General features: G+C 70.9%; 14 protein-coding genes and 2 pseudogenes. 9 read left to right on the top strand and 7 right to left on the bottom strand.

Annotated features, from left to right (window positions below):
- Nucleotides 1-114: 114 nt before the first annotated feature.
- Both pglX and pglW read right to left on the bottom strand, forming a co-directional pair.
- A pseudogene (pglX, locus tag ACH4MY_RS23040) lies at nt 115-1,707 on the bottom strand (BREX-2 system adenine-specific DNA-methyltransferase PglX); the annotation flags it as partial.
- A complete protein-coding gene (gene pglW, locus ACH4MY_RS23045) occupies nt 1,704-6,347 on the bottom strand; it encodes a BREX system serine/threonine kinase PglW (RefSeq protein ID WP_398005601.1) in 4,644 nt (1,547 codons plus the stop codon). The gene pglW and the pseudogene pglX, both read right to left, overlap by 4 nt.
- A gap of 250 nt (nt 6,348-6,597) precedes the next feature.
- On the opposite strand from pglW, the gene ACH4MY_RS23050 reads away from it, so the two are divergent.
- From ACH4MY_RS23050 to ACH4MY_RS23065, 4 genes are read left to right on the top strand one after another with little or no spacing between them, the layout of a single operon-like run.
- Nucleotides 6,598-8,154 carry a TIGR02677 family protein gene (locus tag ACH4MY_RS23050; RefSeq protein ID WP_398005602.1) on the top strand — a complete coding sequence of 519 codons (1,557 nt, stop codon included), beginning with the start codon at nt 6,598-6,600 and terminating at the stop codon, nt 8,152-8,154.
- Complete coding sequence (locus tag ACH4MY_RS23055; RefSeq protein WP_398005603.1) at nt 8,151-9,398, top strand: TIGR02678 family protein; 1,248 nt, start codon at nt 8,151-8,153, stop codon at nt 9,396-9,398. The genes ACH4MY_RS23050 and ACH4MY_RS23055 overlap by 4 nt, the downstream gene beginning before the upstream one ends.
- The gene (locus ACH4MY_RS23060) at nt 9,395-13,540 is read left to right on the top strand and encodes a TIGR02680 family protein (RefSeq protein WP_398005604.1); all 4,146 of its coding nucleotides are present in this window, start codon (nt 9,395-9,397) and stop codon (nt 13,538-13,540) included. Before ACH4MY_RS23055 ends, ACH4MY_RS23060 begins: the two co-directional genes overlap by 4 nt.
- The gene (locus ACH4MY_RS23065; protein WP_398005605.1) at nt 13,537-14,769 is read left to right on the top strand and encodes a TIGR02679 family protein; all 1,233 of its coding nucleotides are present in this window, start codon (nt 13,537-13,539) and stop codon (nt 14,767-14,769) included. Before ACH4MY_RS23060 ends, ACH4MY_RS23065 begins: the two co-directional genes overlap by 4 nt.
- A gap of 788 nt (nt 14,770-15,557) precedes the next feature.
- On the opposite strand, the gene ACH4MY_RS23070 is transcribed toward ACH4MY_RS23065, so the two are convergent.
- Nucleotides 15,558-16,382, bottom strand: a complete 825-nt coding sequence (locus ACH4MY_RS23070) for a hypothetical protein (protein WP_398005606.1) — start codon at nt 16,380-16,382, stop codon at nt 15,558-15,560.
- 600 nt (nt 16,383-16,982) lie between these two features.
- On the opposite strand from ACH4MY_RS23070, the gene ACH4MY_RS23075 reads away from it, so the two are divergent.
- From ACH4MY_RS23075 to ACH4MY_RS23085, 3 genes are read left to right on the top strand one after another with little or no spacing between them, the layout of a single operon-like run.
- Nucleotides 16,983-17,861, top strand: coding sequence for a carbon-nitrogen hydrolase family protein (locus tag ACH4MY_RS23075; protein WP_398005607.1), 879 nt, complete (start codon nt 16,983-16,985; stop codon nt 17,859-17,861).
- Entirely contained in the window at nt 17,858-19,228 is a 1,371-nt protein-coding gene (locus ACH4MY_RS23080; RefSeq protein WP_398005608.1) for an APC family permease, read from the top strand. The genes ACH4MY_RS23075 and ACH4MY_RS23080 overlap by 4 nt, the downstream gene beginning before the upstream one ends.
- A gap of 29 nt (nt 19,229-19,257) precedes the next feature.
- A complete protein-coding gene (locus ACH4MY_RS23085) occupies nt 19,258-19,716 on the top strand; it encodes an ATP-binding protein (RefSeq protein WP_398005609.1) in 459 nt (152 codons plus the stop codon).
- 205 nt (nt 19,717-19,921) lie between these two features.
- On the opposite strand, the gene ACH4MY_RS23090 is transcribed toward ACH4MY_RS23085, so the two are convergent.
- From ACH4MY_RS23090 to ACH4MY_RS23100, 3 genes are all read right to left on the bottom strand, one after another.
- Nucleotides 19,922-20,821: a dihydrodipicolinate synthase family protein gene (locus ACH4MY_RS23090; RefSeq protein ID WP_398005610.1), complete on the bottom strand. Its 900-nt coding sequence runs from the start codon at nt 20,819-20,821 to the stop codon at nt 19,922-19,924.
- Between the two features lie 80 nt (nt 20,822-20,901).
- On the bottom strand, nt 20,902-21,609 hold the full coding sequence (locus ACH4MY_RS23095) for a B3/4 domain-containing protein (protein ID WP_398005827.1): 708 nt from the start codon (nt 21,607-21,609) through the stop codon (nt 20,902-20,904).
- Nucleotides 21,610-22,089: 480 nt separating this feature from the next.
- Nucleotides 22,090-22,926 carry an EamA family transporter gene (locus tag ACH4MY_RS23100; protein WP_398005611.1) on the bottom strand — a complete coding sequence of 279 codons (837 nt, stop codon included), beginning with the start codon at nt 22,924-22,926 and terminating at the stop codon, nt 22,090-22,092.
- Nucleotides 22,927-23,045: 119 nt separating this feature from the next.
- Here ACH4MY_RS23100 and ACH4MY_RS23105 point away from each other — a divergent pair, with 119 nt between their 5' ends.
- On the top strand, nt 23,046-23,621 hold the full coding sequence (locus ACH4MY_RS23105; RefSeq protein WP_398005612.1) for a helix-turn-helix domain-containing protein: 576 nt from the start codon (nt 23,046-23,048) through the stop codon (nt 23,619-23,621).
- Nucleotides 23,622-23,644: 23 nt separating this feature from the next.
- Nucleotides 23,645-23,764, top strand: a pseudogene (locus ACH4MY_RS23110) (DNA-binding protein); the annotation flags it as partial.
- 190 nt (nt 23,765-23,954) lie between these two features.
- Here the strand turns inward: ACH4MY_RS23110 and ACH4MY_RS23115 are convergent.
- Nucleotides 23,955-25,781, bottom strand: a complete 1,827-nt coding sequence (locus tag ACH4MY_RS23115; protein WP_398005613.1) for a hypothetical protein — start codon at nt 25,779-25,781, stop codon at nt 23,955-23,957.
- Nucleotides 25,782-26,228 lie beyond the last annotated feature (447 nt).

The raw sequence follows: 26,228 nt of genomic DNA on the forward strand, positions 1-26,228 counted from the left end.
GTGGAACCCGGCGCCCACCCGACGCGACAGCCGGGCCATCAGCGTGCCCGCCACCGACCCGAACAACCGAAACGGCCCGCCGAAGAAGCCGACGGGCCGTCACGAAAGATCGAGGCTAACCGACCCCGGTTGGTCGATCTGGTTGACGATCGCTCTCCAGACGAATCCCTCTGCGGCATTCTTTGGTGCTGTGGGCTCACCTTGAACGCTACGCACTGTACGGATCGTTGTGGATCGTTTGGACCCACCGCGTTTGCGGCCGACTAGGATAATGGTTGGCGTTCCGTGGCCGGGAATATATGCGCCAGATGTGTCGATGACCTCCATTAGCTCTACTGTGTGTCCGAAGTAGGATTCGATGAGTGCGGTTCCGAACTCTCGCTTCATGAACGAGTTGGATGTGATTTGTCCGACCGTTCCGTAGCCGCGTCCGCTTTCCGTACTCCCGGATTTCGCCAGTTCGAAAAATCGTTGAGCGAAAGGGACAGACAGTGCGTATGTCCCTGCGCAAGCGTCGTACAGCTCCCGGTACAACGCATTAAGCTTCTTGTCTTTCACCGTGATGTAGGGCGGATTGCCCACTACTACGTGATAGCGGCCCTGGCTGAGGATGTCTGGGTGTTCGTGCACGTCCTCGGTGTCGTACTTGAACTCGGCCAGCTCGTCCGTGCCTTCAGTTTCCGCTTCCTCGAAAAGGTTGCCCTGTTGGTGCCGGTGCTTGATCAGCGAGTCGCCCACTGCTAGGTGAATCGGCCACTCGTACTTCGCGGCCCCCGTCATCGTGCGCACACCGCTCGCAGCCATCGCCGCAACCAGCAGCCGGAACCGAGCAACAGCCACCGCGAACGGGTTCAGGTCCACCCCGTGCACCGAATCCAGCGCGGCCCGCACCCGCTCGTGCACATCCTTGCCCGGCTGGCCCTCGCCCCACAGCCGCACCAGCCGCCGGAACGCCCCCAGCACGAAGTGCCCCGACCCGCACGTCGGGTCGATCATCTTCAGGCCCTCATAACCAAACTCCCGAACCGCCGGGTCCATAGTCCGGTCAAGGATGAACTCCTCCACGAACTCCGGGGTCTGGAGCAGCGCGTACGTCTTTCGGGCCGCCTCACTCAGGTCCTGGTACAGGTCTCCCAGGAAGCGGGTGTCCCAGCCCTCCGTGCCGTCCTCGTTCAGTTTGTCCGTGAAGTCGTGGACCAGCACACCCGCTTCATCCCGCTCGCGCCAGAACGCGATCAGTTCCCGCGCCCCGTCGTGCGACAGCGGGATCTGGAACAGCGGGTTGTGCTTGCGGTCGAACAGGAGCCGGCCCGCCTGGCCAGCCCCCAGGTCCGCGAACGCGCGCTCCAGCCAGCCGCGGAATGTCGGGTCCGCGTCCTTCGCCACGTACTCCTCGTACCGGGCCAGGGCCAGGTCGCGGCGGTCCGGGTCCGGGGCCGTCAGGTACGGCTCCGGGATGAGCTCGTTGTCCTCGCAGAAGCGGACGAAGACCGTGCCCAGGACCCAGGCCACCGCGACCTGGGTGATCCGCTCATCCAGCCATGAGTTCCACGTCGCCGCCGTGCGGCCCAGTTTGCGGGCCTGGTCGTATTCGGCGCGCAGGCGGGTGCCCACCTCGGTGACGGCCTTGACCTGCTTGCCGAGGTCCGTCTCGACCGCTTTGACCTGCTGCTTCAGGTCATTCAACAGGGCCTTGCGGTCGATCACTTGGTCTCTCCCTCGGTTCCGTCCGTCACTGCTGCCTTGCTCGTACTCGCGTCCTTGACCCACGAGTCCGGAAGTTCGATCCACTCACCCAGGCCCGCCTGGTACGCCACCGCTACCTGGCTCAGCTTCGGCTCTCTGGACGGGTCGCCCTGCGGTACCAGCAACCACAGGCCGCGACCGCCCTGCCGGGCCGCCTCCGCCAGGCGGTCCAGGACACCCATCGCGTCGTAGCGGGCGAAGACCGCGGCCTCCGTCAGGAGGACCGGGCCCGAGCCGGCGGCGCGGTCCAGCAGGCTGCGTACCTGCGGCTCCACCGCACCCCACGCCGTCCGCGCGTACTCCGCGAACTTCACCGCGCCCCGCGAGCCCGCCTCCGCCACGTCCGCCTTCAGTAGCGTCTCCCACGTCGGCTTCGACCCCTCCGGAGCCAGCGCGTGCATCGCCTCCAGGAAGAGTGCCGTCACCGATACGGCCTGGGCGCCGATGGGTGCCGCGCCCAGCGCCCGTACCGCTTCCTCCGGACGGTGGTGGTGCACGGTCAGGACCCGGTAGCCGTCGCGGCGGGCCGAAGCGGCCAGGCGTTCCTGCGCGCGAACCGCCCCAGCCAGAGCCGGGTCGTCCGCGTACCGCGTCACCGCCCCCACATCCGTGGCCTGCCGCCACGCACCCGTCGTCAGGTAGCTGGACGCGCTGTCCATCCGGGTCGGGAGGTAGCGCAGGGTCTTGGTGTCCTCGCGCGTGGACAGCGTGAGGTCGAAGCCCGCGTCCCGCAGGGCCTTGGTCAGGGGGCCGGCCGTCGGGAGGCCGTGGGAGAAGCCGCCGCGGGCGTCCGGCAGGACCAGCTCGGGGAAGCGGGCCCGGACGCGCTCGTGGACGTCCTCGCCCGTCACGCCCGGCTGGCGGGCCTCGGGGACGCCGGGGATGAGCCGGACCAGCCCGGCCTGGGTCAGCCGCAGGGCACGTACCAGCGACAGGTCGCGCCGGTAGATCTCCAGGCGGGGCGTCGCCGCCGCGTTGAGGGAAGCGGCGGCTGCCAGCTCCACCAGGCGGCGTTCGTCCCACTCCACCGAGCCGGGCGGAGGGGTGAGGGAGCCGAGCTCGGTCAGTACGGTGGTCGCCGTCGGCAGGGTTTCGAGCTTGGCCAGGCGGTCGGCCGTCTTCCCCAGGCGGGTCGCGTAGTCGAGCAGGCCCGGCGCCGTCGGGGTGTCCGGGGCGTCGTCCTCGCGGACGTCGAGGGCGAGCAGGCCCGCGCCCAGGGCCTCCTCGGTGGCCTTGCGGTTGGGCTGGTGCTGGAACTCGGCTTCCTCCGGCTCCAGTTGCTCCACCTCCACCACGGCCCGTACGGCGGCCAGCGCCAGCGCGCGCCGCTGCTCGCGCTCGGACAGCTGCGTACCGCGCCGCACGGCGAGGGCGTCGGCGATCTCGGCGGCGGAGGCGACCCGGCCCAGGTCGGAGAGGAGATCCATGATCTCGGCGCGGAGGGCCTGCACCGCCGGGTGCTTCTTCCAGCGCTTGCGCTCCTCCTTCAGGAGCTGCGGGATCCGGCCGGCCGACAGGCCGAGCGCGTCCGCGACGTCCTTCTGCTTGGGCCAGACCCCGATGTCGGGGAGCTCGCCCTGCGCGTCGGGAAGACGCAGGAGCAGGCGTACCGTCTCGACCTTCTTGTGGTTCGAGCGGTTGTTGTTGAGCTCCGGTACGAAGATCGTGGCCAGCGTGTCCAGGCTGACCGCGCGCAGCGCGGAGCCGGTGAGGCCCCCGGCGGCGTCCCCACCGGCCAGGGTGCCGAGCAGCGCCGACTCGGTGGCGGACAGCTGGGCCAGTTCCTCCTTGGCCTCGGCCCGGCCCCTCGGGGTGAGCGGCGAGATCGGGGTCTCGCGGAGCCGGTCGCCCCACTCGCGCTGGCGACGCTGGACCTCGCTGCGGGTCTTCGCACCCAGACCGGGTGCGTTGAGGAGCTTGCGGCGGCTGTAGTCGAGGAGCTCCCCGACCGTCGTGACGCCCAGCCCGTACAGGAACGCCTCGGCGGCAGGGGTGAGGCCGGCGGCCGACAGGTGGGTGTCGCGGGTGACCTCCGCCGCCAGCTGCTCGCGCTGCTGCTCCGCGGTGAGCGGCTCGGCGTCCGCGATGGTGGCCTGGCCGGCGTCGAGGGACGGAGTCTCGGAGGGCTCCGGGTGGCGGGAGCGGTGGCTGGACGGGACGGTCTGCGTGGCGTCCAGGAAGATCTTCTTCCAGGCGTCCCTCATCGGCTTCAGTTCGGGGAAGCGCTGGGCGGCGTCCCGGTGCAGGGCCTTTTCGAAGAAGGCGACCAGGCCGTCGCGCACCCCGGGTTCGAAGGCGTCCTTCGCGATGGTGGGGTGCGGGTGCTTCTTCGGGTCGGTCATCCGGGGCAGTACCGAGCCGTCGCCCCACTTGGGCAGCTCGCCCGAGGCCATCTGGTGCAGGGTGACCGCGACCGCGTACCGCTCGGCGTGCGAGTCGTAGGCGGTCCGGGTCAGCGTCCCGATGAACGGGTCGAGGTAGCCCTCGGTGCCGGCCTCGTAGTCCTTCGCCGGGTATCCGGCCAGGGAGAAGTCGATGAGGACGAGCTCGCGGGTGCGGTTCGGGCGGATGCGGATGGCGATGTTGTCCGGCTTGATGTCGCGGTGCCAGACGCTCTCGCCCTCCAGGAAGTCCACGGCGCCGAAGAGGTAGTCGCCGTACGCCTCCAGCTGGTCGATCTGGAGCCGGCCGCTCTCGCGCAGCTGGCGGGCGACCGTCTCCTCGCGGCGGCGGGTACGGGGGGTTCCGGATTCCTCGCCCTCGCCGGTCTCCTCCCGCTCGTCGCCCACGTACTCCAGGACGAGGACCGTGCGGTCGGCGATCTTCAGCGGTTCCGGCTCCACGAGCCGGATGACGCGGGAGTCGGCGCGCAGGCGCCCCATGACCGCGGCCTCGTGGGCGAGGATCTCGCCCCGGCTGTCGGAGAGCGCCACCTTGAGGACGGCGAGCGGGCGCGTCTTGCGCGCCACGTGGTCCTGGTCGTACACGAGGTAGGCGCGGCTGGTCGAGCCGGTGCCCAGGCGGCGTCGGACCTGCCAGCGGCCGCCCAGTACGTCGCCGGCCACGGCTTCGAGCGGGTCCTTCTCGGGGGCTTCCGGTACCGGGGGCGCGGCGGGGGTCGTGAGGGAGTCCTCGACCAGTTCCAGCATCTCGAGGAACTCGTCGATGCTGGAGAGGCGCTGGCCGGGCCGGTAGGCGGTGGCCGCCTGGACCAGGTCGTCGATGTCCTCGGAGAGGCCGTCCACCAGCGAGCTGGGACGCAGGCCCTCGCCGGCTTCGAGGCGCGTGAGCAGCTCCGCCTGGCTCGCGGCCGGTGCCTTGCCCGTCACGAGGAGATAGGTGAGGACGCCGAGGCCGTAGACGTCGAGGTAGACCGGGTCGGCGTTCAGGGCGGTCAGCTCGGGCGCGAGATACGGGTCGGAGCCCTCCGCCAGGTGCATCGCGGACAGCGCGGTCGGGGCGAACCGGGTCATCCCTCCCCCGGAGCCGCCCGTGCCGCTGCGCTGGGTGGCGATCTGCCAGTCGGAGATCTGCAGGTGCGGGGAGAGCCAGGCCGCGTCCTCGCCGACGGCCTGACCCTCGCGGCCCCGGTTGCGTGGCAGCACGTGGACGGAGCGGGCGGCCAGCGCCCGGTGGTGGATGCGGCTCGAGTGCGCGGAGCGCATCGTCTCGGCGAGCTGCCGGACGAGGGCCATGCGGCCGAGGATGTCGAGCTTCTCGCCGTACTGGAGGAGGTACTCGTCCAGACGCAGGGTGTGCGGGTGGTAGTCGAAGATCAGGGCGGGGCCGGAGGAGTGCCCGGACGGGTCGTACTGCTTGAGCTGGACGACGCCGGGGTGGCGGAAGCGGCGTAGGACCGCGGCCTCGCGCCGGGCGGCGTTCTCCACGGACTGCCGGATCGAGGTGTCCGAACCGCGCTCGCGCAGGTAGATGCGGACGCGGGCGACCTCGGGCAGCTCGGTGTGCTCGGCCAGGTAGTCGGCCCAGGTCTCGCCGGAGTCGAAGGCCTTCCGCTTCAGCTCGTACGGGCCGACCTTGTACTTGGCATCGCTGGGGCGGACACCGACCCGCTCCAGGGCGGCCTTGATCTCGCGGGAGTCGACGGCGGTGATACGTCGGCGCTCGTCGTGCGGCGGTTGGTGCAGCATCGCGATCAGCTCGTCGACGGTGTAGACGCCGTTCTCGTCGTGAGCGGGGAGCCGTACGCGCAGGCCGCCGTCGGTGAAGCAGACGGCTTCGGCGACCCAGACGCGCTTGCCGTTCTGGCCGAGCAGCCCGGCGAGCTCCTTGGCCTTCTTGTTGACGAGGTGCAGCGGGTTGCCGTGCAGGACGCGACGACCGTTGGGCGCGGTCTGGACCCAGGTGCCGTTCTCGCTGGTCACGGAGCCGTGCCAGTTCTTCAGCTCGATCATGCAGACGCCGCCGGGGGCGATGACGAGGAGATCGATCTCGCGGACGTGCCCGGTGTTCGCGGTGAAGGTGAAGTTCGACCAGGCCCGCCACGGATCGGAGTCCGGCAGCTTCTCGCGGATGGCTTCCAGGCCGCGGTGCTCGTGCTCGTACTCGGACTCGGTGACCGTGGTCCACCGGCCTTCCCGCATGTGCGGCCCCCGCTTCGTCGCTGCGTGCTGAAGAGCTGATTGGCTCGGCCATCCGGCGGTAGACAAAGCTCTCGGGAGATCCTAACGGTGGGCCTTGACATCCGGGGCACCTGCGACGAAGCGGGCAGCGCCCGGGGTTGCGGACGCCGCGAGTGCAGGGCAGGCGCGATCAAGAGCGGTGCGAATCGGTCAAGTACTTAAGTCCCTGCCGATCACGGAGAACGGTCCGCGAGGATGGCAGGCGATGGACATGACTTCTTCCCGTCCGGCGGGCCCTCCGGACGGGTACGGGCCCTTCGCGCATCTCACCGCCCCGAACGTGGTGCTCTACCGCTCGGTGATGCGCGCCTTCCTCGTGGCCAAGGAGCGGTTCGCCGTACACCTGCGGCCCGAGGACGTGTACGCCGGGCTGCCCGCCGCCGTACGGCCCGGTGAGTTGGAGGGGGTCGTCGGAGCCCTGGACAAGCTGGTCGAGTGGGGGAACCTGCGGGCCGACCCGGACACCGGGCGGGTCACGGCCGTCGAGGACTTCTACCGCAAGCGGTACATCTACCAGCTCACCCGGGAGGGCGAGGCGGCCGAGGAGGCCCTGTCCGCCTACGACGAGGCGCTCGGGCGGCGGGGTGCGCTCCAGGCCGTCGCACTGCACGACATCGTCACCCAGCTCCGCGCCCTCCTCGTGCTGGCGGCCGAGGAGGTACCGGATCCGGCCAAGACGCATCTCGCGCTGGACGGGCTCGCCAGTCGGTTCGGGGCGCTCGCCGACAACGCGCGGGCCTTCATGGGGTCCTTGCAGCGGACCATCGACCTCCACGACGTGGGGGAGGAGGTCTTCCTCGCCTACAAGGACCAGCTCATCCAGTACCTGGAGCGGTTCATCCAGGACCTGATCACCCTCGGCGGCCGCATCGCCCGGCTGATCCTGGAGCTGGAGGGGGGTGGGAGGATCGACCTCCTGCTGCGGGCCGCCGCCGCCCGCGAGGCCGCCGACGCCACGCCGCAGGAGTCCACGTACGCCGAGGAGGCCGCGTACGAGCGGTGGGCCGGACGGTGGGCCGGGCTGGCGGCCTGGTTCCTCAGCCGGGACGGCCGGGAATCGCAGGCCCGGCTGCTGCGCGGCCGTGCGCTCGGGGCCGTACCCCAGCTGCTCGCCGTCGTACGGTCGCTGAACGAGCGGCGGGCAGGGCGTTCCGACCGGTCCGCCGACTTCCGTACGCTCGCCCGCTGGTTCGCCGAGGCCCCCGACGACGAGTCCCGGCACCGGCTGTGGCGCACCGCCTTCGGGCTGTACCCGGCGCGGCACCTCACGGTGGACGCCGAGACGCTGGCCGCCCGCGCCGCCCGTCCCGATCCCGCGTCCACCCCATGGGCCGACGCCGAGCCGCTGCGCATCAGCCCGCAGCTGCGCCGCACCGGCAGCTACGAGCGGCGCGGCAAGCCCCGCAAGGTGGAGGACCGCCAGGAAGCGCGCCGCAGGCTCGCCGAGGTGGCCGTCAAGCAGGCCGCGGAGATCGCGGCCGCGCGAGCCCGGCTCGTCACCGACGGCATCACCCGGCTGTCCGGGCTCGGGGAGCTCGACCCCGTCAGCTTCCGGCTCTTCCTCCAGCTCCTCGGGGATGCCCTGGCCACCTGGCGGCCCGGTATGACGCACACGGTGGCCACCAGCAACGACGGGTCCATGGAGATCCGACTCACCGCCCTGGCCGATGGATCCGTGGCCGAGGTCCGCACACCGGGCGGCATCTTCCGCGGCCCTGACCACACCATCGAGATCATCGATCTGGCGGAAGGAGACGACGGACTGTGAGTACTCCGCTCGCCGAAGTGCTGGACGGGCAGCATGCCGCGGAACTGCGCAGGGCCGCCCGCGCTCTGCTGAAGCAGCCTCTGCTGCTCGCCGGCGGCGCGTACGCCGACGAGTTCCGTCTCGTCCGGCGGCACGCCTCCGACCTGCGCGAGTGGTTCGACCGCAACACCGGCTGGTCCCTCCAGGTCGACGCCGAGACCGCCCGGCTGGGCAAGATCCCGGCCCACCTCGCCGACGCCACCCACCCCGCTCGCGAGGCCACGCGCAGCGCCGCTCCCTTCACCCGCCGCCGGTACGTCCTGCTCTGCCTCGCCCTCGCCGCCCTCGAACGCGGTGAGGCGCAGATCGCGCTCGGCCGCCTCGCCGACCAGGTCGTCCTCGACGCCGCTGATCCGCAGCTGGCCGCGACGGGCATCCAGTTCACCCTGGACCGCCGCGATGAGCGCCTCGACCTCGCCGCGGTGGTACGCCTCCTGATCGGCCTCGGAGTACTGCGGCGCGTCGCCGGCGACGAAGAGGCGTACGTCAGCGGCGCCGGAGACGTCCTGTACGACGTCGAACGGCGGGTGCTCGCCGGGCTGCTCGCGACCCGACGCGGCCCGTCCACCATCCGGGCCGCGACCCTGGACGAGCGGCTCGTCGGGCTCACCGCCGAAACGGCCCTCGACAGTGACGAGCTCCGCTTCCGCGCGATGCGCCGCTCGCTGACCCGCCGACTGCTGGACGACCCCGTGCTCTACTACGACGAACTGACCGACGCCGAGCTGGGCTACCTCACCCGGCAGCGCGGTTTCCTCACCGCACGCATCACCGAACTGACGGGCCTGGTGGCCGAGGTCAGGGCCGAAGGCATCGCCATGGTCGACCCCGACGACGACCTCACCGACGTCCGCATGCCGGAATCCGGCACCCACGGTCACGTCACCCTGCTGCTCGCCGAGTACCTCACGAGGGCCGAAGGTCCGGTCGTCTCCACGGCAGACCTTGAGCGCCGCGTTGCCGCACTGGCCGCCGAACACGGAGGCTTCTGGGCCAAGTCGGCCCGCGAGCCGGGAGCCGAGGGGGAGCTCGTGGAGCAGGCCGTCAGCCGGCTCGCCGCCCTCGGCCTGGTCTCCCGTACTCCTGACGGGGTGGTGCCGCGCCCGGCGCTCGCCCGGTACGCGGTCGGCGAGACCGTCGTACTCGAACCCCGCACAGTCGGCACCGCTCAGGTGCCCGCACAGCGAAAGGCCCACCAGCGTTGACCCCCCGTGCCGTACTCCCGGTCCCCGCGCGCGCCCGCTGGCAGCCCCTGCGGATCGGTCTCGTCGATCTTTTCCATTACGACGTGGAGGAGTTCCACTTCCGCGACGGGCGGCTGCTGCTCCGGGGGAACAACGGCACCGGCAAGTCGAAAGTGCTCGCCCTGACCCTGCCCTTCCTCCTCGACGGGGACCTCAGCGCACGCCGGGTGGAGCCCGACGGCGACGCCGGAAAGAGGATGGAGTGGAATCTGCTGCTCGGCGGAGAGCACCCCCACTCCGAACGGCTCGGCTACACCTGGGTGGAGTTCGGCCGCCGCGACGAGGTGAGCGGCGAGGAGCAGTTCCGTACGCTCCTCTGCGGGCTCAAGGCCGTCAGCGGGCGTGGCATCGCCCGGCACTGGTGGGCGGTGACCGCCCAGCGGATCGACCACGCACCGGCCGGGGCGAGGTCAGAGAGGTCGCTCAGCCTCCTCGACGCCACCGGCACGGTGTTGTCCCGGGATCGGCTCATCGAGGCGGTCGCGGGACACGGAATGGTCTACGACCAGGCCAAGACCTATCGCCGGGCTGTGGACGAGGCGCTCTTCGGGCTTGGGGAGCAGCGCTACGGCGCCCTGGTGGACCTGCTCATCCAGCTGCGCCAGCCCCAACTGTCCAAACGCCCCAACGAAGCCGCCCTCTCCCGCGCCCTCACCGAAGCGCTCCCGCCCATGGACCAGGCCGTCATCGCCGATGTGGCCGAGGCCTTCCGCTCCCTGGACGAGGAGAAGGAGGAGCTACGGGCCGCCGGCGCGGCCGAGCGCGCGGCGTCCGCGTTCCTCGACCACTACCGCCGCTACGCACGCATCGCCTCCCGCCGCCGCGCACGCCTCCCGCGCAGCGAGCACTCGAAGTACGAGCACCTGCTGCGCGACCTCGCCGAGGCACAGGCCGAGAAGGCCGCGGCCGAGGAGGAGCGGGCGGCGGCCGATGAGCGGATCGCCGCACTCACCGAGACGCAGGCCCGACTGGAGGCCGTCGACGCGGCTCTGCGTGAGGGCCCGGAGATGCGCAGCGCTCATGAACTGGAGCGGGCTGCCAAGGCGTTGGAGCGGTGCGGGCAGGACAGCGCACGCGCGCGCGCCGACCGGGAGGAGGCCGCGCTGCTGCACACACGGGCGCTCGGTCGCCTCACGGCGGCGGAGAACCGGCTTCAGGCCGCCGGGCACCAGGTCGACGACACGCTTCGCCTCGCGCGGGAGACCGCCGAGGCGGCCCGGCTGGACCTGCCCGGGGACGAGGGGCTGACAGCGGCCGAACTGCGCGCCGCTGTGACCGAGGCGACCGACCGCCGACACCGCGCCCTCGCGCACGTCGAGGAGCTCGCGGACCAGGCCGAGGCGGCCGCGGCCGAGCGCCGGGCCGCCGCACTGCGACTCGACGAGACGGAAACCGACCTGGCGCACGCCGCCGAGGAACAGGGCGCGGCCGACGAGACGGTGACGGCCGCGGGCCGGGCCCTGGTGGAGGCCGTACGCGAGCACGCGGGCCGGTGCGAGGAGCTCGCGTACGCCGACCCGGTCGGACTGCTGGACGAGCTCCAGGAGTGGACCCGGCACCAGGGCGGGCCCTACCCGGCACGCCGGCACGGATCGGACGCACACAGTGCCACGGCAGCGGTACTCGCCGACCAGACGGCGCAATCAGCGCAGCGCAGGGCATCCCTGGCGGCCCGTGCCCGAGACGCGGAGCAGGAGCTCGCCGAGCTGGAGGCCGGCGGCCGCCGTGGACCGCTGGCCCCGTACACCCGGAACCCCGGTCTGCGCGATCAGGCGCCCGGCGCCCCGCTGTGGCGGCTGGTCGACTTCCGGGACGAGGTCGCGGACCGGGAGCGCGCGGGCCTGGAGGCAGCCCTGGAGGCGGCCGGGCTGCTGGACGCGTGGGTGCGCCCCGACGGCGCGGCCCTGGCGGCGGACGGTCACGACGTACTCCTCGACGCGCGGACGGGTCCGGTCGACGGGCCATCGCTCGCCGACGTGCTGTGCCCGGCCGTTGACCACGGAGATGCCCAGGCGGCCCGAGTGGGTGAGGAGACCGTGGGCCGACTCCTCTCGGCGATCGGCCTGGGCGAGGTTGCCGGGAACGCGGAGGCGGGCGCCGGGCAAGGGGGCACCGAGCCGACAGCGGGCACGTGGGCTGCTCCTGACGGACGCTACCGCGTAGGCGTCCTCATCGGCCGCTGGGCGAAACCTGCGGCCGAGTACATTGGCGAGGGCGCCCGTGAAGCCGCGCGGCGCAGCCGTATCACCACCCTGCGTGCCGAACTCTCCCTTCTCCAGGGGGAGGCGGCATCCGAGGCCGTGCACGCGCAGGCTCTGGGGACCCGGCGCCGTACGCTCGACGCCGAACTGGCCGCGGTGCCCGACGACGGGCCGCTGACCCGGGCGCACGCCCGCGCGGCGGCCGCCGCCGACACCGCGTGCCGGGCCAGGTCCCGTCGTGAGGGACGGGCCGCAGACGCGCTGGCCGCAGCCGAGCGGTCGGAGCTGGCGAGCGCCGAGCTCCAGGAGGCCGCCGCCGATCTGGGGCTGCCCCCGGACCGGCCGGCGCTGGCCGTCGTACGGCAGGCCCTCGTCGAACTCGCGGCCGTCCTGGCCGCACTCTGGCCCGCCCTGCGAGAGCGGACCGAAGCGGCACGGCAGGCGCAGGAGGAGCGTGAGGAAGCCGGCCGGGCAGGGGAGCGTACCGCCGAACTCGCTCTGCGTGCAGAGGAGGCCGCCCGCGAGGCGGCAGCCGCGGACGAGCGGCTCGCCACGCTGCGCTCGACCGTGGGCGCGGCCGTGGCCGAGCTGGAACGGCGGCTGGCGGAGACCGCGGAGGCCCTGCGCGGCTGCGCTGCCGATCGGCGGTCGTCCCAGGACCGTCGCACGGAGGCGGACCGGCGGGCCAACCGGGCCGAAGGCGGGATCGTACAGCTGGAGAAGGCCGTCACCGAGGCTGCCTCCGCGCGCTCCGAGGCCATCGCCGCGCTCCAGCGCTTCACCGCCACCGGGCTGATCACGGTCGCACTTCCCGAACTCGCCGTACCGGCCGCCGCCGACGGCCCGTGGGCGGCCACCCCGGCCATCGCCCTCGCCCGTTCCCTCGAAGCGGAACTGTCGACGACGGACGACTCGGACGGTGCTTGGGAGCGCGTACAGCGGCGTCTGAGCGAAGAGCTCAAAACCCTGCAGGACGCGCTGTCCCGGCACGGCCATACTGCCTCGGCCCGGATGGTCGAGGACGGGATGGTCGTCGACATCGTCTACCAGGGCCGCGAGCGCGCCGTACCCGAACTCGCCGAGGCACTGGCGGTCGAGGTCGGCGAACTCACCCGCATCCTCTCCGCGAACGAACGCGAAATCCTCGAAACCCACCTCATCACCGAGGTCGCGGGCACCCTTCAGGAACTGATCGCCACCGCCGAACGGCAAGTCCTCGCCATGAACGCCGAGCTGGAGGACCGTCCGACCTCAACCGGCATGACCCTGCGCCTGGTGTGGCGGGCCTCCCGCAAGGCACCCGCCGGCCTTGCCCAGGCCCGTGGCCGACTGCTCCAGACCGCCGACGCCTGGACGCCCGAGGACCGGGCCGCGGTCGGGGAGTTCCTGCAGACGCAGATCGCCCGCCAGCAGACCGAGGACGCGGCCGGCAGCTGGCTGGAACACCTCACGGCGGCGCTCGACTACCGCTCCTGGCACGAGTTCGCCGTCGAGCGGCAGCAACACGGTCGCTGGGTACCCGCCACCGGTCCTGCCTCTGGAGGCGAACGCGTCCTGGCGGTCTCCGTACCCCTGTTCGCCGCGGCCTCCTCGCACTACGCGAGCGCGGCCAGCCCGTACGCACCACGACTCGTCACCCTGGACGAGGCGTTCGCCGGCGTCGACGACGACTCGCGCGCCAAGTGCCTCGGCCTCCTGCACGCCTTCGACCTGGATGTGGTCATGACCAGCGAACGGGAATGGGCCTGCTATCCGCAGGTACCGGGCATCGCCATCGCCCAGCTGTCCCGCGTCGACGAGGTGGCCGCCGTTCTGGTCACCCGCTGGGAATGGGACGGCACGGCTCGTACCCGTCACGAGGACCCGGTGCGCACGCCGGACCCGGAGCCCCTGTGGACGTGAACAGGACTCCGATCGACGAAGCCCGCCTGCGCCGCCTCCTCGGCGGGCCCGATCTGGCCTGGCTGCTGGCGCGCGTACGCCGCCGGCTGGAGCGCGGGCAGTCCCTCACCGGACCCGTCTCCCTGGCCGCGCCGACCCCAGCCCAACGGGCCGCGGCCGAGCGGCTGCTGGGCCGGTCCCCGGGTGGCGGCAGGGCGCTGACGGTCCGGCTCGACGCCGTGGACGCCGTACTGGTCAGATCGGGTATCAGCCCCGAGGGCCTGAGGGCGGCCGTGGCGACGCTCACCGGGCCCGTCGTCCCTCTCGAAGAGGTCCGCCGGACCGAGGACCAGGCCTGGGCGGAGGCCTACGCTCCCCTCACCGCGCTCGCCGGAGAGGTTCCGTCCCTCGCGGAATGGGCCGGCCGGGTGCGCGAAGACGGCCTTGTGCGGCGTCTCGCCCGTACGCCCGAGGTCGCCCGACCGCTGCTCGATCAGGCGGCCCGTGTCCTGCGGGAACTGCCCGCCGAGCCGCCGCGCTCCCTGTCCGTGTTCGCCGCGGACATCCTGGGCAGCGCCCACGCACTGGACGACGGGACACCCCCGGCGACGCTCTGCCTCTCCGGCATCCGTGCCCTCACCGGACATCCGGACGGGGCGGGCGCTGCCTGGCGACGGGCCGCCTGGGCCTCCGCCGGCCTGCTCCGTGACGACGTCTCCTCCACGGTCCTCACCCTCAACCTCCGGGGGACCCCCGCTCTGGACTGGATGGCCGATGTGGGGGAGCCGTGCGTACTCACCCTTCGCCAGCTCGCCCACCGTCCGCCCCCGACCACGCCGCCGGTGGTCCACATCTGTGAGAATCCCGCCGTCCTGTCGGCCGCGGCTGACACCTACGGCCCGGACGCCCTCCCGCTGGTCTGCCTCCAGGGCCAGCCGTCGGCTGCTGCCCTGGCCCTCCTGGCACACCTCCACGAGCTCGGTGCCGCACTCCGCTACCACGGCGACTTCGACTGGGGCGGCCTGCGCATTGCCACGACGCTGCACCAGCACGTGCCGTGGCAGCCATGGCGCTACACAGCCGACGAATACCGTGCGGCGGTAGCCGCTGCCAGCCCCGCTCCCCCGCCGCTGGCCGGGATGGCGGCCCTGTCGCCTTGGGATCCGGATCTGGCGACTGCCCTCGCTGAGCACGGTGTGCGTATAGAGGAGGAGGCTGTTCTGGACTCGTTACTGGCAGACCTTGAGTAGGACGTGCGGTCGGTGAGACACGCGACGTGCCGAGACCCGGGGCGGCCGGGGCCGACACCAGGACTGGTGACGCTCGTTTGACGCACGGACCCTCACGAGGGGCTGCGAATGGCGATCCATATGGCCTTTGAACTGCTGCTTTACTCCCTAACCCCCCGATTCGCACCTGCTCCCGATGACCCACCACGTCGAGTGCGTGGCGATCCCTGAGCCTGCCGAAAAGGGTCGCTGACCTGCGACTTTGCCGGGTGTTCATTATGTGCGTTACGTGCGTTACGGGCGATATCTTGACGCATATCTGACGCACGTGACGCACGTTTGACGCACGAACGGCTCGTTCCCTGATGGGCCGTCACGTTCGGTTTCAGGCTGCTGGGCGGACGCTCGCCTGTGTGGAGGTGCCCCCCGTGATGGGGTGCTGAGGCTGGCTGCCGCGGGGCTGGCCGGCCCCGCCCCGCAGTTTCTTGGCCGTAACGTTCCGTGACGCTCGGTGGGTGTGGGGCGAACGCCGCGTTCAGATGCGTAGGGGCTCCCGTGTCCGAGGGGGGTTCGGGCCGTTGTCGTGCTGTGCGGGAGGGGTCTGTAGCGACGTGGGGGTGCCGTGGCGTTCGAGAGATCGGCGGTCGTGCGGAACCGGCGGTTCAACGGCATGCTCCGAAGTGGCCCCGCATCGGGCCGGCGGAGGTTCACGGAAGTTGGGCCAGAGCCGGAACTCGTGAACATCACACGTTGCTCCGCTGTCAAAAGCTGTCCGGACCGCCTCGCCGAGGAGTGGGGGTCCCCGCAACTCATACGCCGACCCCGCTCCTGCTCCGTGCCTTCTCGAACTCGGACACCGGGTCGCCTCCGACGCTCCAGGGCCAGGCCGTGACGATACTGTTGATCGCCTCGAAGACCGGGCGGGCCTCGCCGCGCCGCTCGGCGGCCATCAGTGCGTAGGCCAGCAGGTTCAGGTCGGCGAGGGTTGCCGCGTGGTGGAAGAACCCGGGCTGGGCCCAGGTGTGAGCCGCACGGTCGAGGGCCTGAGCGGCCGATGCGCGGGACCAGTGGTTGCGTGCCATCAGCGCCTCGACTCCGCCCCGGGCGAGGACGGAGTGGTACTGCAGAACCTGGGCGGTGAGCTCGGTGGCCGCGCAGGGCGCGTTCGTGGGTATACGGGCGCGGATCGCGTCGACGAAGTCCAGTACCTGGCTGCGTGATCCCATCTCCTCCGGCCCCAGATAGCGCAGCATGCTCAGATACGCCTCGCGGTTCCAGCGGTCGCGGGCCAGCACCTCGTTCCACAGGCCGAACACCTCCGGCTGACTGCGGCGCTCCAGCCGCGAGAGCCCCAGCATGACCACCCAGGGAGTGGGGTCCTCCGGCGCTAGTTCGGCGGCGCGTAGGCAGCCGTCGGCGATGCCGGCCGCGTCCTCCAGGCGTCCCCGGGAGTGTCCGCGTTCGAGCTGCGCCCAAGCGGAGAGGACGAGCGCGGTCGCGTTGCGCGGCTCACGAGAGGCCCAGGCGCGGGGCCCGTGCGATTCGGACAGGCGGTACGCCAGCACGGAGAGCTGATGGGTGCGGCGGTCCCAGTCGGCCCGGCTCTGGTTCAGGAGACGGGATATCTGGGCCATGTACAGGTCTGTCGTCCCGATCGCGCCCGTATTCGGCGTCGCTTGGAGGGACTTCAGCAGCCGGCCGAGAGCAGCGTCGTCGAGTTCCAGGGCAATACGCGCCCGTCTGCGGCGACTTGAGAGAAATGGCATGCACGGAGGCTAGAGGTTACGAGCCGCGACGCAAGGCCTGCGCTGAGATCGTTACCGATTACACCCTGCAATCTATGAGTTACTCGTCGGTATTTTGAGGCGGGCGCCCCCGAATCTCAGGCGGCCGGAAACGGGTGAGCATGCCGGTGATGGTGGCGGCGCCGCCGCATTGATCCGCATGGCGCATCCGGTGGTCAGTGCATCCACTGGGCCTCGGTGGTGTCCGCGCGGGCGGCCGGGTCGCGGACCAGGGAAGGGGGAGCTGGCCGACTGCCGTCAGTCCCTCGGGAGACGGGGGAGGCGTGACGCCGCCATGCCTCGAAGGCATGGTAATCAACCCTTCCAAGTATTTGAGGCTATGGCTGATGGGTCGCATTCTTATTTCACCGGAACTCTTGGTTATCGGAGACCGAATCTCCGTCGACTTCTCCGGGTAAAATGCATCCTTCGATTGGCTGGTGTTCCCGCATGGCCCGCCCCCTGCCCCTGATCCTCGCCCAGGCGCCCGGTCGCCCGGCCGACGACCTCGCAGGCTTTACCGCCGACGTGGAGCGGCGCGTGAAACTGCGCGCACCTGGCGCCCTCGTCGTCTACCCCGAACTGCACCTCGGCGAGAGCGCCCCCGGCGTCCCGGCGGACCCGGTGCAGGCGGCCGAGCCGCTCGACGGCAAACGCGATGCGGTCTTCGCCGAGCTGGCGGGGGATCTGGGCATCTGGTTGGTACCCGGCAGCGTCTACGAGCGAGGCACCGGCGACCGCGTGCACAACACGACACCGGTCTATTCGCCACAGGGTGAGCGCCTCGCCGCGTACCGCAAGATCTGCCCGTGGCGCCCGTACGAGACGACCGCACCCGGCAATCGGTTCGAGGTCGTCGACCTCGCCGGGGTCGGCCGCATCGGACTGTCCATCTGCTACGACACCTGGTTCCCGGAGATCTCCCGCCACCTGGCCTGGATGGGCGCCGAGCTGATCGTCAACGTGGTCCGTACGCCGACGAGCGACCGCGCACAAGAAGTCGTCCTCAACCGCGCCAACGCCATCGCCAATCAGGTCTTCGTCGCCAGCGTCAATTCCGCTGCCCCCTCCGGGATCGGCCGCAGCCTCGTCATCGATCCCCAGGGCACGGTACGCGCCGAAACCGTCGATGCCGGCGACTCCACACTCACCGACGTCATCGACCTCGACGAGGTCAGCAACGTCCGCCGCTACGGCACCGCCGGCCTCAACCGGATCTGGGACCAGTTCCGCCCCGGCGACCCCGCGCTCGAACTCCCGCTGTACGGGGGCCGCATCGACCCCGCCACCTGGAATGCCGCCCCCGCCACCGAGGAGCCCCCACGATGAACAGCGAGACCACCGGAAACAGCATGAGACTGAAGGGCGACCTGAGCCTCTTCTCCGTCGTCCTGTTCGGCCTGGCGTACATCTCCCCTGGCATCGTCGTCACCATGTTCGGCGTGGTCGCCGCCACCAGTGGCGGCGTGGCCCCGACGGCGTTCGCCGTCGCCACCCTCGCGATGCTGCTCACAGGGCTCAGTTACGCGAAGATGGCACGCGCCGTGCCCGGCGCGGGATCGGTCTACACCTACGCCCGTAAGATGCTCGACAGCCGCATCGGTTTCCTGTCCGGCTGGGCGATGCTGCTCGACTACTTCTTCATCCCGATGGTCGGCTGGCTGATCACGGCGATCTACTTCAACGCCCAGTTCCCTGACATACCCAAGTGGGTCTGGCTGATCGTCTCGGTGGGCATCACCACCGCCATCAACGTCTTCGGCATGAAGCTCGCGGACCGCGTCAACAAGGTCCTGATGTTCATTGCTCTGGGGTCGCTGGTCCTCTTCGCCACTCTGTGTGTCGTCTTCCTTGGCAAACAGGGCTCGTCCGCCCCCGCCACGGATGCTCTGTGGAACTCCGGCACTTCGATCGGCGCGGTCACTGCGGCCGCTGCTATCGCCGCGTACTCCTTCCTCGGCTTCGACGCCGTCTCCACACTGGGCGAGGAGGCCAGGGGCGGGGCGAGGACGATCGGCCGCGGCATCATCGGCTGTGTCATCGCAGCCGGAGCGATTTTCATCGTGCTGTCCTTCGTGATGCAGCTGGTTCACCCCGGCGCGACGTTCGTCGACGTCGACGCGGCCGCCTACCACCTGAAGGTCCAGGTCGGCGGCCAGACGTACGCCGAGATGATCAACTTCGTCACCATCGCCGGATCCATCGCCTCCTGTATCGCCCTGCAGGCCTCCGCCGCCCGCCTCATGTACGTCATGGGACGTGACGGCGCACTGCCCAAGCCGATCTTCGGCAAACTGTCGGGGAAGACCGGCACGCCCGTCTTGAACCTGTTGCTGACCGCGGTCGCTGGTGTCATCGCCATGAAGCTCGACCTGACCACGGCCACCTCGTTCATCAACTTCGGTGCTTTCCTCGGATTCGCCCTGGTCAACGTCTGCGTGATCGCCCACCTGGTCCGGGAGCGCAGGCGCGGCCACACCCACAACCTCTTCTCGTATCTGGTGATGCCGGCCATCGGCGTCGTCGTTTCCCTCTACCTGCTCACGAGGCTTGATCACGTCGCACTCCAGATCGGTGGCGTCTGGCTGGCGATCGGTGTCGTCTACCTGGCCGTCCTGACCAAGGGCTTCCGCCGGCCCGCACCGGAGATGACCTTCGACGACGACACCGCGGTCACGGACAGAGCCCCCGTGTAGCGATCCCCTCCCGATGCGAGGAGACGACGATGCCCACGACAACTGCTGAACTGGTGCATGACCGGGCCCTCGGAGACCTGCTGATCCAGCGTGATGTGGTGCTCGACGGACTCGAGGCTCCGCACCACGCCGCCCGTACCGTCCTGGCCGACGTCCTGGACGGCAAGGCGGAGGACCAGCTCTTCGACGCCATGCTGGTGGCCAGCGAACTCATCGCCAACGCCATCCAGCACAGCAGCGGTGCGGTCCTCATCAGGGTTGAGGCCTACGAGTTCGGTGCGGCATTGGGCGTCGCCGACCGCGGGGCGGACATCACCGCCGTCCCCGTCCGGCCTTCGAACTCGTCTGTTGACGAGGGGACGGTGGCTGCAAGTGGGCGCGGCCTGTTCATCGTGGACAGTCTCGCCAGTGCCTGGTCGGTCGAGGAGACCGAGAACGGAAAGATCGTCATCGCCGTACTCGCCCTCGCGGCAGGCCCTCGTAGATGACCACACTCCGCTCCACACGACCGCTACTCGGTCACCGCGATCCACCAGATGTCGACGGCATCGGCTGCGGGTCGCTGGCCTCGCAGTCCTGGGCACCGCCCTGGCCGCCACGGATGGCCGCGCGTTCTCCTGCGGGAAATGGGGGGAGGAAGGAGGTCCGGGGCGCCGCCGCCCTCCCGTCTGCGGGGAGGGCGGTAGCGGGGTTTCAGGTGCGGAGCTGGAGCTGCTCGATCACCGTGGCGAGGTGGTCGCGTTCCTTGGCGTCCAGGCCGCGCAGCGGCAGCGGGAGGTTACGGTGGGCGGTCAGGCCCAGTTGGGCTGCGGCCGCTGCGACGACGCGCAGGGAGCCTCCGTGCTGGACGAACAGGTCCCACAGGGGTTGCAGCCGCTTCGACTCCTGTTCGGCCTGCTCGTGCCGGCCGGCCTGTGCCGCGCGGGTGAGGGCGAGGGCCGCTGCTGGGAAGGTGCCGCCGATCACCGAGTACCAGGCGTCGCATCCCGCGTTCAGCCCCCGGGCCGCGGCGGCGTCTCCGCTGATGCCCACGGTCACCGTCTCGGGCAGGAACCGACGCAGGTGCTCGACACGGGCACGGGCGTCTGCTGGATCGGCGGGGAGGGCGGGGATCTTGATGGAGGCGACCTGCGGCAGGCAGGCCAGGCGGGTGTACAGCTCGTCGGTGAAGGTGAAGTGAGTGGTGCGGGGGTTGTCGTAGATCACCAGCGGGACCGACAGGTTCGCGGTGACTTCCTCGAACAGGCCGAAGACGTCCTCGTCGGTCAGCGGCTGGTAGGACACCGGCGCCAGCAGGACGCCGGAGGCCCCGGCGTCCTGCGCGTCCTCGGCGGCCTGGAGGACCTGGCGGGTGCGCAGGGCCCCGATGCCGACGATGACCGGCACGCCGTCGGCGTGCTCGACCGCGAGGCGGGCGACGCGGGCGCGTTCCTCGCGGGTGAGGTAGGAGTAGGAGCCGGTGGAGCCCAGGGCGCCGATGGAGTCGACGCCGGCGGCGGCGAGCCTGTGGACCAGCGCGGCGTACGCCTTCTCGTCGACGCTGCCGTTGCCGGGGATGGGAGTGAGCGGGAAGGCGCTCAGACCGGTGAACAAGGCGGGCCTCCAAGGGGCGGACCTTCAGCGGCGGCGGACCGTGGCCCCGCCGGCATGCCGCTGTGCGGACAGACGGGCGGTCAGACGGTGGTGTCGGGGTGTGCCGGGCTGAGGTAGTGGACGGTGCTCGTGTCGCAGTGCGGCTGCAGGAGGGTCCGCAGATCGCCGGCCGCGGTCTTGAGCAGATGACCGTCGCGGGTGGCGGCGACGGTCTCTAGGACGAAGGCGACGTGGGTGGAGTCCTCGGTGACGCGGGTGCGGTGGGCGTCGCGGTGGTTCCAGTGCCGGGTGAGCACGTCGGTGGTGTCGGTGTAGACGACCTCGCCGGGCTTGGGGTTCTCGACGGTGCCGGGTTCGCCGAGCGGGGTGAAGGTCTCGCTGCCGTCGGCGTGGCGGATCTCGACGTCACCGGTGACGTGGTCGAGGTCGAAGGCGCCGGCGGGCAGGCCGTGGCGGACGGAGACTGCGTTGTAGGAGTCGACGGCCGGGTTGATCCGGGGCAGGGCGCCCTTCTTCGCCAGGCGGCGGCCCAGGGCGTCGACGCTGGGCCGGATGCGGCGGGGGTTGGTGCCGAAGTCGCGGTAGACGGCATGCCACGCCTCGATGCGCGGGTCGTTCTCGTCGGCCGGGGCCCAGGCGCCGTCCGCGAGCTGGATCTCCAGCTCCTCCAGCGCGGCGGTAGTGGCCGGCCATGACTCGTGGCCGCGCAGGCCGGTGGCGGTGACAACGGCGATGAGGGTGTCGGGGAAGGCATCGGCGACGTTGGGGGAGATACGGAAGAAGGTCATCGGTGGTCCGTTCCGGAGGTAGTGCGCGGGAGGTTTCGAGTGCGGGGCTGTCGGGGGCGGATGCGGTCCGCAGGCCGTCGAGCGGGGGCAGGCCACCCGATCCGAGGCCGCGCGCGGAGTGCGGGCGGGACCGTTGGTGATGGTGGCCCGGCAGGTGAACTGTGCGGCCGCGCTGATCGCCCCCGTACGCGGCGGGCGGGCGATCACGCTTGGCGAGCCGGCACCGCGGGGGAAGGCGGGGACGGTGAGCGTGACGTCCAGGGCAGCCTTGACCGCTTTCCAGGCGGGGTTGTGCCAGGTGAAGTGGAGCAGCAGGGTGTCGTCCGGGGTGAAGTGATCGGGCACGGGTGCCTGCCCTGGAAGGCTGTAGACGCTGAGGGCGCCGAAGCCGTGGCCGCCTGCGGTCCAGTTCTGCTACTCGGCGGTGCCCAGGGCTGGATGACCATGCGTGGGTCCTTCCAGAGGGCGGCGGCGGGACGGTCAGGTGAGGGCGAGGAGGCTGACGGCGACGGCGGCGGTGCCCAGGCCGATCAGCTGGCCGCGGTGGATGCGTTCGGCCAGGACGCTGCGGGCGAGCAGGACGGTGCCGGCCGGGTACAGGGCGGTGATCACGGCGACGACGGCGAGGTCGCCGTTGCGGGAGGCGAGCAGGAACAGCAGGTTGGCCACCGAGTCCAGCACGCCGGCCGTCGCCGAGATCGCGTACGCGGGCTTCTCCGGGCCCAGCCGCCGGAACATCACTCCGGCGGCGGCCAGGGTGACGGCGGAGGAGACGGCGCGGCCGACGATCAGTGGGCCCACCCCGCTGTCGGAGGGGGTCTGGTGCAGGAAGACCAGCTGCAGGGCGATCGCGGCCCCGGCGCCGAGGGCCAGCAGCAGCGCGGTGCGCGACGGCCGGGCCGACTTCGCGCCGTGTCCGGCGCTGACCAGCACCACGGCGGCCAGGGCCAGCGGCAGGCCGATCAGCCCGGCCGGACCCAGGTGCTCGCCCTGCAGCAGGCCGACGCCCACCGGCAGCATCGCCGAGACCAGCGCGGTGATCGGGGACAGCACGTTCATCGGGCCGATCGCCAGGGTCTTGTAGAGCAGGGCGAAGGCGGCGGTCGACGCGACGCCGGAGGCCGCGCCCCAGGCGAGGGTGGCGGTAGCGAAAGAGGCGCCGAGGAAGGGCCACAGCAGCAGTTCGACGGTGAGCGAGGCCGGCGCTGCGATCATCACCGTCCGCAGGACGTGGGCCTTGCGGGCGCCCAGGCCGCCGAGGAAGTCGGCGCACCCATAGGCCAGGGAACTGCCCAGGGCCAGCAGAAGAGCGATCACGGTACGTACATCCCTTACTATCAATGGAACGACTACACCGTACAACGCACCGACCGTAGGTCGTCAACCGAACGACCGCACGGTGCAGTGTACCGACCTGCTGCTGGAGGGATCTACCGATGGCCGAGACCGAGGCGGCGCTGCGGACACTCGCGCACAACGTCCGCACGGCCCGCACCCGCGCGGGTCTGTCCCTGGATGAACTCGGCCGCCGCGCCAAGGTCAGCAAGGGCGCCCTGGTCGGCCTGGAGAAAGCCCAGGGCAACCCCAACTTCGCCACCCTGGTCCGCCTCGCCGACACCCTCGGCATCTCGGTCTCGGCCCTGATGGAAGGCGGCCCCGAACAGCGCGTGCGCGTGGTGAGCGCCGACGCCGTCATGCCCCTGTGGAAGGGTGAGCGCGGCAGCGAAGCCCGGCTGATGCTGACCACCGGCGGCCCGGCACCCACCGAGGTCTGGCGCTGGACCTTGGAACCCGGCGAGGAGTACCCCAGCCATCCCCACCAGGCCGGCGTGACCGAAACCGTCAGCGTCATCACCGGGGAGATGGCCCTCGTCGTCGACGGTACCGAATACCCCGTCACCGCAGGGCAGACCGCCACCTTCGACGCCGACACCACCCATGCTTACCGCGGCACAGGCACCGAGACCTGCCACCTGATCATGACTGTCCATCTGCCCCCGGGCCCCGCGTAGCCGACAGCCTGCGCGGCCGTGAGTGCGCCATGGACGCTCTCGTGGTCGCGGTGGCGCTCCGCTCCCCGGCGCCCGTACGGGAACTGACCTCTGACCGCGACGACTGGTCGACCCTGCGCGGCGGCCGCGCACGGATCAGGGATGCCTCAGCTCGGCAGCCGCCCCTTGACGGGATGTGTCGGCGGACGCGGACAGTGGCGTCGTGCGCCGGGTAGGAGAAAGGTGTGGTTGGCCACGCCTCCTGGCGGGGCCAACCACGGTGTCCGGGATACCGGTTGCGAAGGCGGGGTGCCGAGCGGGTCGTGCCAGTGCGCAGACGCCTCCGCCACCGTCTCAGCCCATGGGAGCGAGCTTGTTGGACTCGGCCACCGCCGCGTTCCAGGAGAATTCGTTGTTGTCGCTGAAGTAGTAGTACGTGGAGCCGTTGGGCATCATCGCGATGGTGATGCCTCCGTATCCGGACATGAACGGCACGTGGAACGGCTGGGTGTAGGCGGGGTTGTCCGCGGACGTGAACTCCTGTCCCCAGAAACCGTTCTGGTAGCGCATCGGTGCGCTGCCTGTGGTGGTGGCGCCGCGTTGTGACGGGTTCCGCTGCATGGAGTCGGCCAGCAGGCCCGGGTGCAGCACCTGGGTGCCGGCCACCGCGCCGGCGTCGTTGTTCAGGAACTTGGCGAACTTGGCGACATCGTCCTTGGTCCAGAACATCCCGTACCCGCCGAAGGGGACGCCGTCCGCGCTGTTGTCCGTACGGGAGGAGACGCGGGCGTCCGGGCTGATGCCGATCGGGGTGAGGACCTCGTCGCGGAGCATGTCGAACAGGTCGGCGCCGGAACCCGCCCGTTTCTGGAGGTAGTTGTTCATGGCGCGGGCTGCCAGGAAGGTGTCGGAGGTGTGGTAGACCCACTTGCTGCCCGGGGTGGTCTTGCGGCGGAAGGACAGCGCCTTGCCCATCTTGGTGGCGTAGGGCTCGGCGAGGAAGAAGTCGGTCATGGTGCTGCCCGCCTCGTCGACCTCGAAGCCCGCCGAGGTGTAGTTGCCGGTGGTCATGTCCAGGGCGTTGTCGACGGTGACATTCGACCAGGCACTCTTCCCGGCGGTTTCCGGTATCAGGTCGGACAGGCGCTGGTCCGCGACTCCGGTGCCGTAGCGCTGGGCGAGCCGGAGCAGGGCGGTACCGGCGAAGGCGGACTTGGCGGTGGAGTAGGAGGGCAGCAGCATCTCCCCGCAGAACGCGTACTGGCCCTGCCTGGTCTGGCAGCCACCGACGTAGTTCACACCGTCGTAGAAGAAGCCGTAGGTGCTCAGCGAGGTGGGGGTGATCCCCGCGCCGAACTTCGAGGTGTCCACGCCGGAGCCGGGGTGATCGGTGGCGAGCTGCGCGATGGGCTTGGTGGGCAGCCGACCGGCGACCTCGGCCGCGTAGGCGTCGCGCGCGGCTTCGCCGCCGGGGACGGCGCCCGGCTGGTAGGTGGCGGCCACCTGGCCCCACATGTCGAACTGGTGGTAGGCGCAGGTTTCCGCGGTGATCTGGTAGCGGACCTGGGAGACGGAGGACGCGTCGAAGAGGAAGGAGAGCACCCCGTTGTGCACGCAGTTGGCGTTCCGCTCGACCAGGGCGAAGGGCAGCGCGGCGCGCGTGCGGCCGCCGTCGCCGTCCTCCTGCCAGGCCCGGCCGGCTCCCACGGCGAGGTTCCAGGAGGCGTTCCCGGTGTAGCGCAGCCCGCGCACGATGGGGATGAGGTGGCTGCCGTTCTGCACGAGGGCGGCGCTGAACGGGGGGAGGTGCTTGGTGGCCTCGGTGCCGGAGTAGCCGTAGGGGTCCTTCAGCTTGCGGTAGCCGCCGGCTGTGGCGGTGCCGTTGAGGGTCAGCGTGCCCTCGAAGGTGTGCGCGGGCGGGGCCGCCTCGGCGGGCAGAACGAACGCGCTGTCGGCGACTGTGTCGGTGGGGGTGGCGCTGGAGAGCTGAGCCGCGGTGAGAACCGTACGGGGCACGGCGCCGCTGCCGGTCAGCGGGTCGCCCGGTACCGGGGGCGCGCTCTCGGCGACCGCGGGGGACGGAGCGGTGAGCATGCCGGTGAGGAGTGCGGTGAGCAGTGCCGTGGCCGTCGCGAGACATCGCATTCCGCGCGGGCGGCGGGTGGGCGGACGGGAGGTCATGGCTGTCCCTCTTTCGGGCGGGGTCTGTTGTTGCGGCATGGTGGGTGCGTGCGGCGAGAGCTGTCCAATGCCTGTCAGGACTGGCCACGGTGTCTGAAAAGCATCGGGGCAGGTGCTCCGGCGGAGTGCGACGCGTCGTCATGGTCGGTGGACGGCAAACCAGGTCTGCGTGAACGTGCCGAGAACGCCACAGCCGACCTGCCACCCTGGTCGGACGCCGCTCACATCGCCCGCTCCGGACGTCCGGGCAGGGCCACGCCCGCCTATGGGGTCGCCGAGCGGCTCGGGCCGCCGGCCGTAGGCGTCTTCGACGAGCTCGCGCACCGGAGCGCGTGCCTGACTCCGTGGATCAGGTCGGGCGAGGGGTCTGCGCGCAGCGCGCCGTGTTCCGGTCGGGCCGGCTCCCCTGTCGTGGGCCGGACCGGACACCGTCCCGGGCGGCCGCGA

This window comes from Streptomyces sp. NPDC017246 (assembly GCF_044331325.1).
Classification (GTDB): Bacteria; Actinomycetota; Actinomycetes; order Streptomycetales; family Streptomycetaceae; genus Streptomyces.